Source organism: Nocardia sp. NPDC004151 (assembly GCF_042874235.1).
In the GTDB taxonomy this organism is placed as follows: domain Bacteria; phylum Actinomycetota; class Actinomycetes; order Mycobacteriales; family Mycobacteriaceae; genus Nocardia.
On the sequence record NZ_JBIAMR010000005.1, the window covers coordinates 374,667 to 390,326 of the forward strand.

Annotated in this window: 15 protein-coding genes; 10 read left to right on the plus strand and 5 right to left on the minus strand. The window is 68.8% G+C overall.

Going from position 1 to position 15,660, the window contains the following annotated elements; genetic code table 11:
* The first annotated feature begins 1 nt into the window (after position 1).
* Genes ACFYTS_RS15150 through dmpG form a run of 5 tightly spaced genes read left to right on the plus strand, consistent with a single transcriptional unit; the run spans position 2 to position 5,718 of the window.
* Positions 2–1,027, plus strand: coding sequence for a VOC family protein (locus tag ACFYTS_RS15150; protein WP_387304496.1), 1,026 nt, complete (start codon positions 2–4; stop codon positions 1,025–1,027).
* Positions 1,024–2,937 (plus strand): bifunctional 3-(3-hydroxy-phenyl)propionate/3-hydroxycinnamic acid hydroxylase, encoded by a 1,914-nt coding sequence (locus ACFYTS_RS15155; RefSeq protein WP_387304499.1) that lies wholly within the window; start codon positions 1,024–1,026, stop codon positions 2,935–2,937. Before ACFYTS_RS15150 ends, ACFYTS_RS15155 begins: the two co-directional genes overlap by 4 nt.
* On the plus strand, positions 2,934–3,752 hold the full coding sequence (locus ACFYTS_RS15160) for a 2-keto-4-pentenoate hydratase (RefSeq protein ID WP_387304502.1): 819 nt from the start codon (positions 2,934–2,936) through the stop codon (positions 3,750–3,752). Before ACFYTS_RS15155 ends, ACFYTS_RS15160 begins: the two co-directional genes overlap by 4 nt.
* The gene (locus ACFYTS_RS15165) at positions 3,749–4,705 is read left to right on the plus strand and encodes an acetaldehyde dehydrogenase (acetylating) (protein WP_387304505.1); all 957 of its coding nucleotides are present in this window, start codon (positions 3,749–3,751) and stop codon (positions 4,703–4,705) included. The genes ACFYTS_RS15160 and ACFYTS_RS15165 overlap by 4 nt, the downstream gene beginning before the upstream one ends.
* Positions 4,702–5,718, plus strand: coding sequence for a 4-hydroxy-2-oxovalerate aldolase (dmpG, locus tag ACFYTS_RS15170; protein WP_387304507.1), 1,017 nt, complete (start codon positions 4,702–4,704; stop codon positions 5,716–5,718). The genes ACFYTS_RS15165 and dmpG overlap by 4 nt, the downstream gene beginning before the upstream one ends.
* A 2-nt stretch (positions 5,719–5,720) precedes the next feature.
* On the opposite strand, the gene ACFYTS_RS15175 is transcribed toward dmpG, so the two are convergent.
* Positions 5,721–6,359, minus strand: coding sequence for a TetR/AcrR family transcriptional regulator (locus ACFYTS_RS15175; RefSeq protein WP_387304510.1), 639 nt, complete (start codon positions 6,357–6,359; stop codon positions 5,721–5,723).
* Positions 6,360–6,450: 91 nt separating this feature from the next.
* Here ACFYTS_RS15175 and ACFYTS_RS15180 point away from each other — a divergent pair, with 91 nt between their 5' ends.
* Entirely contained in the window at positions 6,451–7,575 is a 1,125-nt protein-coding gene (locus ACFYTS_RS15180) for an amidohydrolase family protein (RefSeq protein ID WP_387304513.1), read from the plus strand.
* Between the two features lie 65 nt (positions 7,576–7,640).
* A complete protein-coding gene (locus ACFYTS_RS15185; RefSeq protein ID WP_387304516.1) occupies positions 7,641–8,312 on the plus strand; it encodes an O-methyltransferase in 672 nt (223 codons plus the stop codon).
* 4 nt (positions 8,313–8,316) lie between these two features.
* Here the strand turns inward: ACFYTS_RS15185 and ACFYTS_RS15190 are convergent, their stop codons facing one another.
* On the minus strand, positions 8,317–8,859 hold the full coding sequence (locus ACFYTS_RS15190; RefSeq protein ID WP_357277280.1) for a PadR family transcriptional regulator: 543 nt from the start codon (positions 8,857–8,859) through the stop codon (positions 8,317–8,319).
* Positions 8,860–8,948: 89 nt separating this feature from the next.
* Between ACFYTS_RS15190 and ACFYTS_RS15195 the strand changes: the two genes are divergently transcribed.
* Together ACFYTS_RS15195 and ACFYTS_RS15200 are read left to right on the plus strand one after the other, a co-directional pair.
* On the plus strand, positions 8,949–9,356 hold the full coding sequence (locus tag ACFYTS_RS15195) for a nuclear transport factor 2 family protein (RefSeq protein WP_357278127.1): 408 nt from the start codon (positions 8,949–8,951) through the stop codon (positions 9,354–9,356).
* A 4-nt stretch (positions 9,357–9,360) separates the two neighbouring features.
* Positions 9,361–9,771 (plus strand): YchJ family protein, encoded by a 411-nt coding sequence (locus ACFYTS_RS15200; RefSeq protein ID WP_387304519.1) that lies wholly within the window; start codon positions 9,361–9,363, stop codon positions 9,769–9,771.
* A gap of 138 nt (positions 9,772–9,909) precedes the next feature.
* Here the strand turns inward: ACFYTS_RS15200 and ACFYTS_RS15205 are convergent, their stop codons facing one another.
* Together ACFYTS_RS15205 and ACFYTS_RS15210 are read right to left on the minus strand one after the other, a co-directional pair.
* A complete protein-coding gene (locus tag ACFYTS_RS15205) occupies positions 9,910–12,261 on the minus strand; it encodes an arylsulfatase (RefSeq protein WP_357277275.1) in 2,352 nt (783 codons plus the stop codon).
* Between the two features lie 216 nt (positions 12,262–12,477).
* Entirely contained in the window at positions 12,478–13,146 is a 669-nt protein-coding gene (locus ACFYTS_RS15210; protein WP_357277272.1) for a TetR/AcrR family transcriptional regulator, read from the minus strand.
* A gap of 127 nt (positions 13,147–13,273) precedes the next feature.
* Here ACFYTS_RS15210 and ACFYTS_RS15215 point away from each other — a divergent pair, with 127 nt between their 5' ends.
* The gene (locus ACFYTS_RS15215; RefSeq protein WP_387304522.1) at positions 13,274–14,770 is read left to right on the plus strand and encodes an MFS transporter; all 1,497 of its coding nucleotides are present in this window, start codon (positions 13,274–13,276) and stop codon (positions 14,768–14,770) included.
* On the opposite strand, the gene ACFYTS_RS15220 is transcribed toward ACFYTS_RS15215, so the two are convergent.
* Positions 14,767–15,606 (minus strand): hypothetical protein, encoded by an 840-nt coding sequence (locus ACFYTS_RS15220; RefSeq protein ID WP_387304525.1) that lies wholly within the window; start codon positions 15,604–15,606, stop codon positions 14,767–14,769. The genes ACFYTS_RS15215 and ACFYTS_RS15220 overlap by 4 nt on opposite strands.
* Positions 15,607–15,660: the final 54 nt, after the last annotated feature.

Sequence of the window (15,660 nt, forward strand, 5' to 3'; positions counted from 1 at the left end):
CATGAGCGAGTTCCTCCGACCCAGCATCGACGGATCGGTATTCGGCGCCGTCCACCTCGGATACATCGTGGTGCGATCCAACCGGCTGCCGCAGTGGCGGCGCTTCGGCGCGGACGCCATCGGCCTGCACGTCGACGAGATCGACGGCGGCGCACTGCGTTTCCGGCTCGACGATCGCGAATGCCGGTTCCTGGTCGAGCGAGGTCCCGCCGAGGACGTGACCGCCATCGGCTGGCAGATCGACGATCACCAGACCTTCGACCGAATCCTGGCCCGCGTCGCCGACCGAGGCGTTCCGATCACCGAGGGCGGTGCGGACGAAGCCGCCTTGCGCGGGGTGGAACGTCTGTGGCGCTTCGCCGGGCCGAAAGGCCTCGCGCAGGAGATCTTCACGATACCGGTGTCCGCTCCGGCCCCGCTGCGCATGCTGAGTTCCGGCTGGGTCACCGGGGAGGCAGGGCTCGGGCACGTGGCCATCGTGTCGCGGGAACCGGAGGCCATGCGCGCCTACTACCGGACCGTCTTCGATTCCCGCCTCACGGATTTCATCGACGAGAACGTGTCCGGCCTGCGGATGAAGATCCGATTCCTGCGGGTCAACGAACGCCACCACTCGATCGCCATCGCCAATATTCGCGGTCTCAAGGTCGACCCGCTGCGAACGCGGGTGCAGCACATCAATATCCAGTCCGCGACCCTCGACGACATGCTCGCCGCGTTCCGGCGGGTCACCGAACAGGGCTTCCGCATGCAGTGGTCGGTCGGCCAGCACACCAATGACCGGGAGCTGTCCTTCTACTGCGTGACCCCCTCCGGATTCGAACTCGAGGTCGGCTGGAACCCGATGGTCATCGGGCCCGAACTCGAATCCACCTGGGAGCCCGCGACCTACCAGGGCATCAGCAGCTGGGGCCACACCCCGGTGGGGGCGACCGTGCTCGACAAGTTCACCCAATTCCGGCAGGCGTTGCGGACCGCCGCCACACCCGAGATCACCGTCCCGCAGTTGACCGGAGGACCCCGATGACAGACACCGGCTACGACGTGGTGATCGTCGGTCTCGGACCCACCGGCCTCACCCTGGCGAACCTGCTCGGGCGGCGCGGAACCAGCGTGCTCGTCCTCGAACGCGAACCCGAGTTCTACGGCATGGCCCGCGCCGTCTACACCGACGACGAGGGCCTGCGGATCTTCCAGACCGCAGGGGCCGCAGACGAACTGGCCGCCGACATGAACGCCGACTCGGTCGTGCAATGGGTGCGCGGCGACGGCCGGATCCTGGCCCAGTTCCAGCGCACCGACCGTCCGCTCGGCTGGCCGATCGTGAACTTCCTGTACCAGCCGTACCTGGAGAACACCCTCGAACGCGCGCTGGACCGATACCCGCACGTCACTGTCCTCCGCGGTCGCGAAGTCCTCGGCTTCGACCAGGACGCCGACGGAGTCACCGTCGAGCACGGGCGGTGCCACGGGACGGGATATGGCAAGAACCCCCGCGACACCGACCGGCAGACCGCCGAGAGCGTCCGCGCGCGTTTCCTGATCGGCTGCGACGGTGGCCGCAGCGTGGTGCGCACGGCGCTCGGAATCGACATGAGCGGCACCAGTTTTCCCGAACGCTGGCTGGTCGTGGACCTGAAGGCCCGCGACGGCGCGAACCCGTTCGCGCACCTGCCGTACTTCGACTTCGTCTGCGACCCGGCCCTGCCGATCGTGTCCTGCCCGCAGCCGGGCGGCCACCACCGCTTCGAGTTCATGCTCACCGACAGCCAGACCAAGGAGGACATGGAGAGCCCGGATACGGTGCGCCGCCACATCTCCCGCTTCGTCGACCCCGACCGGGTCGAGGTCGTGCGCAATCTCGTGTACACCTTCAATGCCGTGGTCGCCGACCGCTGGCGCGACGGGCGCGTCCTGATCGCGGGCGACGCCGCCCACATGACGCCGCAATTCATCGGCCAGGGCATGAACTCCGGTGTCCGCGACGCGGACAATCTCTCCTGGAAGCTCACCGCCATCCTCGAACACGGTGCGGACCACCGCATCCTGGACACCTACGAGACCGAGCGCCGCCCGCACGCCAAGGCGATGATCGACCTGTCGGTCCTCAACAAACACCTGGTGTCCCTGGGTAACCCGTTTCTCGCCGCAGTCCGCGACCTCGGGCTGGCCACGGCCGTGCGGCTGCCGGGGGTGGGCGGCTGGATCCGCGCCGCGAGGATGAAGCCGACACCCCGATTCCGGCGTGGGGCATATCTGGGACTGCCGCGGCGGGGTTGGCGCGGCACCGAGGGCACGCTCGCGCCGCAGCCGATGGTCCGCACTCACGACGGCCGCGCCATCCGCTTCGATGAGGTGCTGGGCCTGGGCTTTTCGCTGCTCGGCTACGGCGTCGATCCGCGGGCGGAGTTGAGCGCCGACGAGCTGGCCGCACTGCGGGCCGTGGGCACCCGATTCGTCATGGCTTTCCCCCGCGGCGGGCGACCGCAGGGCCACCCCGGTGAGTGGAACCGGGAGGACGTGAACCTCGCCGACATCGAGGACCACACCGGCGCGCTGACGAGATGGCTCGCCAAGGGCGGTGCGCGGCGTGGCAGCGTGACCTTGCTCCGGCCCGACCGCTTCGTTTTCGGCACGGTCGAGCAAGGCCGGGCCGGGGAGCTCGTGGCCGCGCTCCGCACGCAACTGTTCGCAGTGGGGGGCGGACCCGCCGAGCCGCCTGTCACAGAACCGGACGTCCCGCCCGAGGATTCGCCGATCCGGGAATCGGCGCACTCCGGCGGGGCCGGGCCACGTAACCCGTTGGGTGCGGCGGACGACCGATCACCGCGCGCGTCGCAGCGGACCAGGCCGGAGAGCGTGCGCCGCAATGACATGGACAGCGCGCACGCACCGGATGGGGCGGGCGTGCTGCTCGGATCGGAGGAGAGCCGATGACAACGATCGCGGTCGAGTCGGACCGGGTACGGGCGGCCGCCGAGCGGCTTTCACGCGCCGTGACCGGTGGCGAACCTGTCGCTCCGGTGCGGGATCTCATCGGGCACGACGATGTAGCGACCGCGTACGCGGTGCAGCGCATCGGAGTTCGGGAACGGGTGGCGGCGGGGGCCCGGGTGGTAGGGCGCAAGATCGGGCTCACCGCGCCCGCCGTGCAGCGGCAACTGGGTGTGGATCAGCCCGACTTCGGGGTGCTGTTCGACGACATGGATGCCGGTGCGACGCCGGCGGGGCGGCGACCCAGGCTGCTGCAACCCAAGATCGAGGCCGAAGTGGCCTTCGTGCTCGGCACGGATCTCGACGCGGAGGATCTGGACGTGGCCGGCGTGCGCGGGGCCGTGGACTACGCGGTCGCGGCGCTCGAGATCGTGGACAGCCGGATCACCGGCTGGGACATCACTTTCGCCGACACCGTCGCCGACAACGCGTCGAGCGGCTGGTACGTCCTGGGCGGAGAGCGTCTCTCGCTCGGGGAGTTCGAGCCACGCGACGTCGTCATGAGTATGACCGTCGACGGGGAGATCGTATCCACCGGAACAGGTTCCGCGTGTCTCGGCGATCCGCTCAACGCCCTGGCCTGGCTGGCGCGAACCGCACGCGACTTCGGGGAACCGCTGCGCGCGGGGGAGACCGTGCTGTCGGGGGCGCTGGGACCGATGGCCGCGCTGCGGCCCGGCGCACGGGTCCGATCCGAACTGTTCACCGGCACCACGCTGCTCGGTGCCGTCGACTTCACACTGGAGGAGGAGCAATGAGCCGCACCAAGGTAGCCGTCATCGGCTCGGGCAATATCGGCACCGATCTGATGATCAAGGTGCTGCGGTTGTCGCATTCGTTGGAGATGGCCGCCATGGTGGGCATCGATCCGGCTTCCGACGGGCTGGCCCGCGCGGCGCGACTCGGTGTTCCGGTCACCGCGGACGGTGTGGACGGGCTGACCGCCATGCCGCACTTCGGCGAGATCGACATCGTCTTCGACGCCACGTCCGCCGGTGCGCACCACACCAATTCGGCCGCGCTCGCACCGCACGGCAAACGCCTGATCGATCTGACACCGGCGGCGCTGGGCCCCTTCGTGGTCCCGGCGGTCAATCTGGACGCACACCGGGAAGCGATGAACGTGAACATGGTGACCTGCGGCGGACAGGCGACGATCCCGGTCGTCGCCGCGATCTCCCGGGTGACCGCGGTGGCCTACGCCGAGATCGTGGCCTCGATCGCCTCGAGATCCGCGGGTCCGGGTACTCGCGCGAATATCGACGAGTTCACCGAAACCACCTCGCGCGCCATCGAAGACGTCGGCGGCGCGGCGCGCGGCCGGGCACTCATCGTCCTCAATCCGGCCGAGCCGCCGCTGATCATGCGCGACACCGTGCTGGCGCTCATCGACGATCCCGATTCCGAACTCGAAGCGGCCGTGCGGGACTCGATCACCGCCATGGTGGCCGAGGTCGCGGCCTACGTGCCCGGCTACCGGCTCAAACAAGACGTCCAGATCACGCCGCTGGCCCCGGACACCGCGCGGCGCACGCTGACCGGGAATGCCCCCGTCACCCACCAGGTGTCGGTCTTCCTCGAGGTGGAGGGCGCGGCCCACTACCTGCCCGCCTACGCCGGAAACCTCGACATCATGACCTCGGCCGCGCTGCGGGTCGCCGAACGCTTTGCCACGACCGCGATCACGCCGACCCCGGAGCCCGCCCGATGACCGGCCTGTACCTGCAAGACGTGACCCTGCGCGACGGCATGCACGCGCTCCGGCACCGCATCGGCCCGCGGACCGTCGCCGCCATCGCCGCCGCCCTGGACGCGGCCGGAGTCGACGCGGTGGAAGTGGCCCACGGCGACGGCCTGCACGGCGGCAGCCTCACCTACGGCCCCGGCAGCCACACCGATCGGGAATGGCTGGAAGCCGCCGCGGGCGCGCTCACCCGTGCCAGGCTCACCACGCTGCTGCTGCCCGGCATCGGCACCGTCGCGGACCTGCGCCGCGCCCACGACCTCGGGGTGCGTTCGGTCCGGGTGGCCACCCACTGCACCGAGGCCGATATCGCCGCCCAGCACATCGCGTGCGCCCGCGACCTCGGGATGGACGTCTCCGGATTCCTGATGATGAGTCACCTGAACAGCCCCGAGGGGCTGGCCGGGCAGGCGAAACTGATGGAATCCTATGGCGCGCAGTGCGTCTACGTCACCGACTCCGGCGGTCGCCTCACCATGAACGGCGTGCGGGACCGGGTCCGTGCGTATCGCGATGTACTGGACGACGCGACCGAGATCGGCATCCACGCGCACCAGAATCTGTCTCTCGCGGTGGCCAACAGCGTCGTCGCGGTGGAACAGGGCGCTACCCGGGTCGATGCCTCCCTCGCGGGTCTCGGTGCGGGCGCGGGCAATACACCCCTGGAGGCCTTCGTCGCGGTCGCCGACCTGTCCGGGTGGGAGCACCGCGCTGATCTGGACGCGCTCACCGATGCCGCCGACGATCTGATCCGTCCGCTGCTCGAACGACCGGTGCAGGTCGATCGCGAGACCCTGACCCTCGGCTACGCGGGCGTGTACTCGAGCTTCCTGCGGCACGCCGAACAGGCTTCCGGCACCTATGGCGTCGACGTGCGGACACTGCTGGTGGAGGCAGGACGCCGCGGCCTGGTGGGCGGCCAGGAGGACATGCTCGCCGATATCGCCCTCGACCTGATCGCGGAGGACGCGCGGCGATGAACTCAGAGCTGCGGCTGCGGGGGCAGCTCGCCGGTGGTCAGCTTCTGCGCCGCGCGCTTGGTCATGCCGAACATGCGCAGCACGTGGAAGGTCATCTCGTCGGTGAGCGTGCCCGCGTCGGCTTCGGGCCGCGCGTCGAGCATCTGGAGCAGACCCAGCAGCGCGCCGCCCGCGGCCATCACCGCCATATCGGGATCCATCGGCTCGAAGCGGCCCGCCTCCTGGGCGGCCACGATGTCGTGCCGGGCCCGCGGAGCCAGACCCTCGTCGCGCAGCAGGATGGAGGTGCCGGAGTTCAGGATCACCCGGACCCCTTCGGGCAGTTGCCGTTGCAGGCGGCCGGTCATGCGGAAGCTGACCGCGAACACCTCGGCGGGGTCGGTGTAGAGCGCCACGATGTCGTCACGCATCTCGCTGTAGATGTTCAGCGCGGCTCGGACGGCCTCGTCGAAAAGCTCTTCCTTGGAACCGAAGTGGTTGTAGAAGGAGCCGAACCCCACATCTGCGGCCTCGGTGATCTCCTGGATGCTCACCGAGGAACGGCCCTCCGACAGGAACTTCTGCGCCGCGCCCACCAAGGCGGCGCGAGTGCGTTCCCGCCGCCGATCGGTGCGGGTCCGCGCCTCCGGTGCTGCGGCCATGCGCTCCCTCGTTCCCCTCGGCACTGTTACCCGAATCGTATCTGACGAAAATATCAGAAGCGATTTCGATCATTATCGAAAGGCGAACCCCGTGACGAACTCTCGACCGGCACTCCGAACCGACCTCACCCGCCGAGCCGCACTCGGCGGCGGTCTGGCCGGCCTCGCCGCGGCCGCCCTGCCCGCAGGTCTCGCCACACCGGCGCGCGCCGAGCAGCCCGCACCGGCCGGGACCTACCGCATCGACCTGCACGCGCACTTCCTGCCGCCGGACTATCGGGCCGCGCTGCTCGAGCACGGCCACCTCACCATCGGCGGCTACCCGACCCCGGACTGGTCGCCCGAGCAAGCCATCGGCTTCATGGACTACTACGGCATTCAGGCGCAGGCGCTTTCGGTGTCCGACCCGGGCGTGTCGTTCCTGAGCGGCCGGGACGCCATCGACATGGCCCGGTACTGCAACACCTACGCCGCCGGACTGTTCACCGTCCACCCCACCCGGTTCGGCGCGTTCGCGGTCCTGCCGATGCCCGACCTCGCCGCCTCGATCGCGGAGGCGATCCACGCCCTCGACGAACTGCGGCTCGACGGCGTGATCCTGCTGTCCGCCTACACCGGCGTCTACCTCGGCGATCCCCGCTTCGAACCGCTGATGGCCGCTTTGAACCAGCGCAACGCCTACGTCTTCGTGCACCCGGCGGCCATCCCCGACAACGCCAAACCCGCCCTGCCGCTGCCGGACTTCCTCGAGGAGTTCACCTTCGACACCACCCGCGCGGCCACCATGATGATGGTCACCGGCATGACCCAGCGCTATCCCGGCATCCGCTTCCAGCTCGCCCACGCCGGTGGCGCCGTGCCGTTCCTGTCCCATCGCATCAGCGTCGCCTCCCAGTCGGTGCTGGGCCGACTGTGGCCCGAGGACCTGCCGAAACCCTCCATCCTCGACACCCAGCACCAGATCTCGCGCTTCTACTACGACACCGCACTGAGCGGTTCGGCCGCCGCCATGGCGAGCGTGCTCGCGGTCACCGGCCGCGACCACATCGTCTTCGGATCCGACTGGCCCTTCAGTGCACTCACCCTGCCCCAGATCGGATCCCACGACCCGGCTCCGGGACTGTCCGCCCTCTTCGACGCCGACCAGCGTATGGAGATCGAACACCACAATCCACTCCGCCAACTCCCACGGCTCGCGGACGCGGTCAATTCCTGAACGTGAAATTGTCAGCGTGAGCACAATGCTGGGCGGGTGCCCGAACCCCTGGCAGACTGCGAGGTATGACGACTGCCGACTGGGCCGATGTTGATCGCTACCTCGTCGAAACCCTGGTGGGGGACGAGGATTCGGGGGCGTTGCGGGCCAACGCGGAGGCGGGGTTGCCCGCCATCGATGTGTCGCCGCCGCAGGGGAAGTTCCTGTATCTGCTCGGGAAGTCGGTGCGGGCGCGGCGGGTGCTGGAGATCGGGACGCTCGGCGGGTACAGCACCACGTGGCTGGCGCGGGCCGTGGGGAAGTCCGGGCGGGTGGTGACGCTCGAATTCGAGCCGCTGCACGCGGAAGTCGCGCGCGAGAACCTGGATCGGGCCGGGGTGGGGGATCGGGTGGAGATTCGGGTCGGCGCGGCGCTGGACTCGCTGCCCGAGCTCGAGGCCGAGCGGCCCGAGCCGTTCGATCTGGTGTTCATCGATGCCGACAAGGTCAACAACACCAACTATGTGCGGTGGGCGTTGCGGTTGACGCGGCCCGGATCGGTGATCGTCGTCGACAATGTGGTGCGCAACGGCGCGATCGCGGACGCGGATTCCGGGGACGCGGCGGTGCGGGCCGGCCGGGAGGTCGTCGAATTCATCGCCGCCGAGCCGCGATTGGACGGGACCGTGGTGCAGACCGTCGGCGGCAAGGGGTGGGACGGATTCGCGTACGCGGTCGTGATCGGCGACGACGACTGACCGGTCACGGCCGCGGATCGGGGTTCGCGGCCAATTCCTCCCAATAGTCCACGTACGCCTGCTCGTGCATGATGCCCAGGCGCAGGATGCGGGCCCGCGAGGTGGCGCGGACGCTGTCGGTGGGGTCGATCTCGTCGTAGAGCGCCCGGTACATGTCCAGCCAATGCCGGTGTTCGGCAACCTGATTGCGGGCCAGCGCCACCACGTCGCCGGGTTCGCCCAGGTCGGCGAAGAACAGTTTCAGCTGGGCGGGGTCGCGGGTCTCGGGCTGGGGTGAGGTGGGATCGCCCAGCCAGCGGGTCAATTCGGCGCGCCCGGCGTCGGTGAGGTGGAAGATGCGCCGGCGGCGGCCGGACTCCTCGGTCTCCTCGCGGAGCAGGCCCTGATCGGCCAGGCGCGGGGGGACGCGGTAGAGCTGCGCGTGGGGGATGGGCCAGAACTTGTCGACGCTCTCCTCCAGACGCGCCTTGATGTCGTAGGGCGTCAGCGGTCCGTGGCGGGCGATGAGTCCCAGCACGATGTGGTCCTGCGGGCCTAACGCGGCCATTCCGAATCCCCTCTCTCGTTTGACACCGTATCGCCGAGACTATACCTTGGTGTCAGTCATACGGTATCAATGAGACTATTGGAGTGGATATGCGCGACTACGCCATCGACCTGTTCGACCGCTGGACCCAGATGTGGAACGGCGACCTCGCGTTGGCCGACGAGATCATGGCCCCCGCTTTCACCCTGCGCTACGCCCAGCCGGGCGCGGACGCCTACGACAGCGTGCGGGACCGCGCGGCCTTCGCCGCCGCCATCGACACCTTCCGGGCCGAGCGGCCGGGCCTGGAGTTCTCCACGCAGGGCATCCCGGTCGTCGAGATGGACGACACCCGAACCGGAATCATCGCCCGCCCCTACGGCGCCCGGATCACCGCACCGGACGGGACGATCGTGCGCGAACTCAGCGGCACCGACATCCTGCGCGCCGAGAACGGGCAGATCGTGGAGGTGTGGTCGGTGTCCGGCGGGGCCGAAGGGCGCAGCTTCTACGCTTGAGTCCATGTCGAAGCGCCGCGCGAACCGTCCCGCGCCCGAGGCCTGCCCGTGCGGGCTGCCCGCCGCCTATGCCGACTGCTGCGGGCGGCTGCACCGCGGCGAGCGGGCCGCCACCACCGCCGAACAACTGATGCGGTCCCGATTCAGTGCCTTCGCGGTTCAGGACGAGGCGTACCTGCTGCGCAGCTGGGACCCCGAAACCCGGCCCACCGAGGTCGATTTCGATCCGGGCATGCGCTGGGATCGGCTCGAGATCCTCGGCGCGACCGGTGGGGGACCGTTCCACACCGAGGGGACCGTGGAATTCCGGGCGCACTACCGGGCGCACGGGGCGGCGGGAGAACTGCACGAGAACAGTCGATTTCGCCGGGCCGAGGGCAAGTGGGTGTACCTCGACGGCGATATCGAGCACTGACCCCTTGCCGCCCCTGCGTATTCGCACACCGCGTGACTGTGCACGATCGGCAATCGTGCACAGCGTGCCACTACGGCTGCGCTCGGGGCGGCGACCAGCGGAAAGTCCCGACGGGAACACCGGCCCCGAGCGCGCGGCTCAGTCGCGCGAGAACGCGGCGGCCGCAGCCATTTCCAGATCCATGTACGGCTTCCCACTCACGTCCTCGATCACCTGGTGCATGGTTCCGCCGGTGAACGGGAACGGCGAGTGGTACCGGCCCGACACGGACTGGCCGGTGTCCCGGCCGACCCGGACGCCCTCCCCGACCCCGGAGAACACGGTCGGCTGGATCCGCATGTCATCGAGTGAACCCACCGGGTTCTCGTCGATGTAGAGGACGGCCTCACCCGTGGGCGTGTAGTGGTCGGGCCTGGTGCCGTGCCGTTCGTAGCGCACCCCGAGGATGTGATCGCCGAGCGGCACCCGGCAATCGGAGACGATGGCCTGCTCCTCCTCGCCGAGGAAGTTGTAGACGTAACAGAGGTGACCGTCCTGGACGAACAGGGCGTGCCCGCCGAGCCGCCCGCCGTGGGCGAACAGCACGCCCTCCGCGTCCGGGCTGACGATCGTCGTCTCGGCCAGCAGCGCGAACGAACGGCCCAGAATCTCGAGCGCAGCGCCCGGTCCGACCTCCGCACTGTCCGGGTAGTAGACGGCACGGTCCAGGCCCCTGGCGTACGTCGGCCGATAGCGCACCAGCGCGGAGACGATGTCGAGGTCATTGAGCGGCATCCCGTTGTACTTCTCCGCCTCGGAGAACCACAGCGCCTTCAATTCCTCGAGCTTCTCGGGATGCTCCTCGGCCAGGTCGTGCATCTGGCTGCGGTCCTGATCGATATGGAACAGCTCCCAGCGGTCCTTATCGAAGTGTCCCCAACCGGACGGGCAGGCCGCGTGCACGGTGTCGGCGAACCAGCCGCGATGCCAGATGCCGCGCGTGCCCAGCATCGAATAGAACTGGGTGTGCTTGCCGACATCGGCCTCGGCGTCGTCGAACAGGGCCCGGAAGCTGACTCCTTCGAGGGGACGCTGCGGCACGTTCTTCACCGTGTCCGGCGGCGTGATGCCCAGCAGCTCGTAGACGGTGGGGGTGACGTCGCAGACATTGAGGTACTGGTGGCGGATCTCGCCGCGGGCCGGGATGCCCGCCGGCCAGGCCATCAGGCAGGGGTCGGCGATGCCGCCCTCGTGGGAGGCGTACCGCTTGTACAGCTTGTACGGGGTGTTGAAGGCCATCGCCCACCCGATGCTGTAGTGGTTGTAGGTGGTCGGCAGACCCAGCTCGTCGAGCTTGACCAGGCTGTCCTCGATCGTGTCGATGTAGCCGTTGAAGAACTTCATCTCGTTGACCGAACCGTTCGGGCCGCCCTCGCCGCTGGCGCCGTTGTCGGAGAAGGCCACGATGATGGTGTTGTCCAGCTGGCCGGTCTCCTCGAGGTAGTCCAGCACCCGGCCGATCTGGGCGTCGGTGTAGGACAGGAATCCGGCGAACACCTCCGCCTGGCGGGCGAAGAGCCGCTTCTCGTTCTCCGACAGCGAATCCCAGGCGCGCACCGTGTCCTGCGCCGGCCACGGCTTGCCGTCGGCGCTGGTGACATCGCTGTACGGGTTCATGGGCGACAGCTCGGTGTTCTCCGGAATCAGGCCCATGCGCTTCTGGTTGTCGAGGACGATCTCGCGGTACTTCTCGTAGCCCATGTCGAACGTGCCGCGGTATCGGTCGGCCCACTCCTGAGCGACATGGTGCGGGGCGTGCCCGCAGCCCGGGCACAGGTACATGAACCACGGCTTGTCCGGGGCGATCACCTTGGCGTCGCGAATGAACTCGATCGATTTGTCGGCCAGATCCTTCGACAGGTGATACCCGTCCTCCGGCGAATACGGCTGCTCGATCGGGTGATTGTCGTAGACGAGATTCGGATACCACTGGTCGGCTTCGCCGCCCAGGAAACCGTAGAACCGTTCGAATCCGCGCCCCAGCGGCCAGTGCCGCTTCGATGCCGCGAGGTTCTCCTCCTCCAACGGCGTCATATGCCATTTGCCGACGGCGTAGGTGTTCCACCCGCGTTCGCCGAGCACCTCCGAGCACAGGGCGGTGTCGGCGGGGATGCGTCCCGACAGGCTCGGGAATCCGTCGCTGAACTCCTCGATGGTCGCCATGCCGACCGACGACGCGTTTCGCCCGGTCAGCAGTGAGGCGCGGGTGGGTGAACACAGTGCGGTGGTGTGGAATTGCGTGAATTGCACGCCACTGTCGGCGATCCGTTTCATGTTCGGCATGTCGACCAGGCCGCCGTAGCAGTCCCAGGTGGCGATGCCGATGTCGTCCCACACCAGATACAGCACGTTGGGCGCGCCGGGCGGGGCGGTCGGTTCCGCGTACGGTCCCCAATCGGCGACCGAATCACGAATATCGAGGGCGATATGTCCTTCGAACTTCCTGGCCATCATTCACCTCGGGAAAGGAGAATCGTTGGGAGTGATACCCAGCTCCGGCGTGACCGCTGGGAGTTCATCGACGCGTCGGTGATCACGCGGTTCCGGGACTCGGCGTCCGGAAACCGTGCGGATCACCCACCTTTCGCACCCCCCAAAGAGTACCGACCGGAATGTACTTGCGGTGGCGGTTGAACGAGCCCGATACCGAACGGTTTTCGGGGTGGGTCAGAGCGCGGCGCGGGCCGCGAAGCCGTCGCAGAGCGCGGTGAGGCCGGTGTCGAGCAGATGCTCCGGATTCAACAGGGCGGTGTCGCGGGTGCCCTCGAGTCCGGCCAGGGCGGGCGGCACCGGCCAGTGTGGATCGCCGTCGAGCAGCGCGGTCAGGCCTGACCGGTCTTCCCCGTCGCTGTCGCGGCCGTGCAGCATCCGGGCGCTGACCTCTTGCAACGCCACGCCCGCGATGTAGCTCCACACCGACAGCGACATCCGGGTCGCCTCACGGGCGCCCACGCCGAGTTCGGCGAACCCCTCGACCAGCCAGCTCAGCACGATCAGGCTGTGCTCGCCGAAGTTGTAGCGCGGCACCGCGAAGGTGAACAGCACCCACGGATGCTCCTGGTAGAGCCGCCAATCCACCTCGGCGGCGATGCGCACGCGGTCGCGCCAGGTCCAGTCCTGCCCCTCGGCCGGGGGATAGGGATTGCGGCGCGAGACCTCGTCGGTCATGGCGGCGAGCAGGGTGTCCTTGTTGGGGACGTGCCGGTAGAGCGACATGGCCCCGGCGTTCATCCGCTCGGCGATGCGGCGCATGGACAGCGCGTCGAGTCCGGACTCGTCGGCGAGGGCGATGGCGGTGTCGACGATGGCGGCCCGGGTGAGCTTGGCCTCGGTCATCGGACGAATTGTTCCCTTCCGGCGCGGGGTGTGCGTACACTGTACCCGCGCTCGAGCGTACGTTGTACGCCCGGGCGCGTTCCATGGACAGGGCCCGGTGGGCCCCGAGCAGCCCGAAGGATAGGTCATGACGAGTACCCTCGCGCGCCCCGGCGCGAAGACGCCGCGCCGTGCCTGGGCGGGCCTGGCCGTCCTGCTGCTCCCGGTCCTGCTGGTGTCGATGGACATGTCGGTGCTCTACCTGGCCATGCCCACCCTGACCCAGAGCCTGGATCCGTCGGCGACCCAACAGCTCTGGATCCTCGACATCTACGGCTTCATGATCGCCGGCCTGCTCATCACCATGGGCAACCTCGGCGATCGCATCGGGCGACGCAATATCCTGCTGGCCGGGGCCACCGTCTTCGGAATCGCCTCGGCGCTGGCCGCTTTCGCCCCCAGCGCGGGCGTGCTCATCGCGGCGCGGGCGCTCATGGGATTGGGCGGCGCGACACTGCTGCCCTCCTCGCTGGCGCTGATCTCCACCCTGTTCCCCGAGGACCGCTCCCGCGCCACCGCGATCGGCGTGTGGACGGCGTTCTTCGCGGGCGGCTCCGCGGTCGGGCCGATCATCGGCGGCGTGCTGCTGCACCACTTCTGGTGGGGCTCGGTCTTCCTCATCAACGCTCCGGTCCTGCTGGTGCTGCTGGTCTTGGGGCCGCTGCTGCTCCCCGAACACCGCGCCAGCGCGCGCGGCCCCCTCGACTGGGTGAGCGTGCTGCTGTCGATCGGCGGCATCCTGCCGATCGTGTACGCCATCAAGCGCTTGGCGGCCGAGGGCTTCGACCTGCCCGCGGTGGGCATCGGCATCGTCGGCGCACTGCTGCTGACCGCGTTCGTCCGCCGTCAGCGCCACCTGGAGGAACCGCTCCTGGATCTGAGCCTGTTCCGCCGCGGACTGTTCTCGGTGGCCATCGGCTCCAGCACGGTCGGCATGCTCGCCCTGGCCGGGATGAGCTACCTGACCAGCGTGTATCTGCAGTCGGTGACCGGCCGCGACCCGCTGGCCGCGGCGCTGCTCGGGATTCCGGGCGCGGTCGTGGTGTTCGTGTTCTCCATGAGCGGCGCGCGGATCGGGCGCGTGTTCGGCACCAAGACCACCTTCGTGCTCGCCTTGGGCCTGGCCGCGCTGGGCAACCTGATGCTGCTCGGGGTCGGCGTGAACGGCGGAATCGGCTGGTACGTGGCCGGATCCGTGGTCGCGGGCGCGGGCTTCGGCATCGCCTTCACCCTGGTGTCGGAGGTGGCGGTGTCCTCGGTGCCGCCGGAGCGGGCCGGTTCCGCGGTCGGAATCTCTGAGACCAGCTTCGAGCTGGGCAATGGCCTGGGCCTGGCGCTCCTGGGTTCGCTGGCCGCGCTGGTGTTCCGGTCCGGCGGGAACTTCGGGTCCACGCTGGGGGAGACCGTCGCCGAGGCGGGGGACGATACCGCCCGGATCGATTCGGCGCGCGAGTCGTTCGTGACCGGCATGCACGTCGCCACCACCGCCGGCGCGGTCCTGCTGGCCGCGATGGCGGCGATCGCGTTCTTCGCCAGGACCGGGACACCCGCGAAAGAGGCTGCGGTGAAAGCCGCTTCGCACTAGCCGAACAGACCGGTCCACACCTCGGTGATCCGGGCGCGCCAGGGCATGATCACCCGCTGATACAGCCGGCGCACCGGGTCGGCGAGGGCTCGCCACGCCCGGGCGACGGCCGCGAACAGCGGACGCAGCACCGTGCGATGCAGCCATCGGCACGGCGCCAGCACCGTGACCGCGACGACGGCGGTGGCCACCCGCCAGCCGAACACGATCACCGCGATGACCGCGTAGACGAGAGGGCGCAGCACCCAGCGCCACAGCTGCTTCGCGGGCCACACGATCAGCCACTCGACCAGCGGCTCGATAAAGGCGGTCACCAGCCAGCGGCCGCCGGGGCGCACCACATACCGCCACAGTGCTGAGAGTGGTATGGCGACAAGCCATTTCCAGGTCGTGGTCACAGCCCGCACGATGCCCTCCACCAGGGGGTTCACGATCGTGCGGAACAGCCACGGGATGCCGGGCTTCAGCACTCTTCGCCACAGCCATTCCTCGATAGCGCGCTGGATCGGGCGCAGGAAGTACGCGAGCAGGAACGCCCCGATCGGCGTGAGCACCATGCCGAACAACAGTTGCTGGATCAGCAGATGCCACAGGTAGTTGCGCACGAAGTCGCGCAGCGGCCGGAACACCCAGTCCCGGAACAGGATCGCGAGCGGCTTCGCGAGATGGTCGGCGAACAGCCGGAACGCCGCCGCGATCAGCCGCGGCACGCGGGTGATCCCCTCCCACAGCAGCCGCGGCGGCACGAACACCACCAGCACCACCGCGCGGGCGCACCAGCCCCAGAATGTCACCTGTTCCGGCGTCGGCCGCTCCGGTGTTCGAGTGGTCGTCATCGGTTTCCTTCCCCCGGGATATCGTCCTCATCCTGGTGCAGGAATCCGCATTGC

What these genes read in the sequence shown, in the direction of transcription:
- ACFYTS_RS15185 (WP_387304516.1), top strand. Translation starts at nt 7,641, where the DNA reads ATGACGACTGCCGACTGGGCCGATGTTGATCGCTACCTCGTCGAAACC.
- dmpG (WP_387304507.1), top strand. Translation starts at nt 4,702, where the DNA reads ATGACCGGCCTGTACCTGCAAGACGTGACCCTGCGCGACGGCATGCAC.
- ACFYTS_RS15200 (WP_387304519.1), top strand. Translation starts at nt 9,361, where the DNA reads ATGTCGAAGCGCCGCGCGAACCGTCCCGCGCCCGAGGCCTGCCCGTGC.
- ACFYTS_RS15210 (WP_357277272.1), bottom strand. Translation starts at nt 13,146, where the DNA reads ATGACCGAGGCCAAGCTCACCCGGGCCGCCATCGTCGACACCGCCATC.
- ACFYTS_RS15150 (WP_387304496.1), top strand. Translation starts at nt 2, where the DNA reads ATGAGCGAGTTCCTCCGACCCAGCATCGACGGATCGGTATTCGGCGCC.
- ACFYTS_RS15160 (WP_387304502.1), top strand. Translation starts at nt 2,934, where the DNA reads ATGACAACGATCGCGGTCGAGTCGGACCGGGTACGGGCGGCCGCCGAG.
- ACFYTS_RS15175 (WP_387304510.1), bottom strand. Translation starts at nt 6,359, where the DNA reads ATGGCCGCAGCACCGGAGGCGCGGACCCGCACCGATCGGCGGCGGGAA.
- ACFYTS_RS15190 (WP_357277280.1), bottom strand. Translation starts at nt 8,859, where the DNA reads ATGGCCGCGTTAGGCCCGCAGGACCACATCGTGCTGGGACTCATCGCC.
- ACFYTS_RS15155 (WP_387304499.1), top strand. Translation starts at nt 1,024, where the DNA reads ATGACAGACACCGGCTACGACGTGGTGATCGTCGGTCTCGGACCCACC.
- ACFYTS_RS15195 (WP_357278127.1), top strand. Translation starts at nt 8,949, where the DNA reads ATGCGCGACTACGCCATCGACCTGTTCGACCGCTGGACCCAGATGTGG.
- ACFYTS_RS15165 (WP_387304505.1), top strand. Translation starts at nt 3,749, where the DNA reads ATGAGCCGCACCAAGGTAGCCGTCATCGGCTCGGGCAATATCGGCACC.
- ACFYTS_RS15215 (WP_387304522.1), top strand. Translation starts at nt 13,274, where the DNA reads ATGACGAGTACCCTCGCGCGCCCCGGCGCGAAGACGCCGCGCCGTGCC.
- ACFYTS_RS15205 (WP_357277275.1), bottom strand. Translation starts at nt 12,261, where the DNA reads ATGGCCAGGAAGTTCGAAGGACATATCGCCCTCGATATTCGTGATTCG.
- ACFYTS_RS15220 (WP_387304525.1), bottom strand. Translation starts at nt 15,606, where the DNA reads ATGACGACCACTCGAACACCGGAGCGGCCGACGCCGGAACAGGTGACA.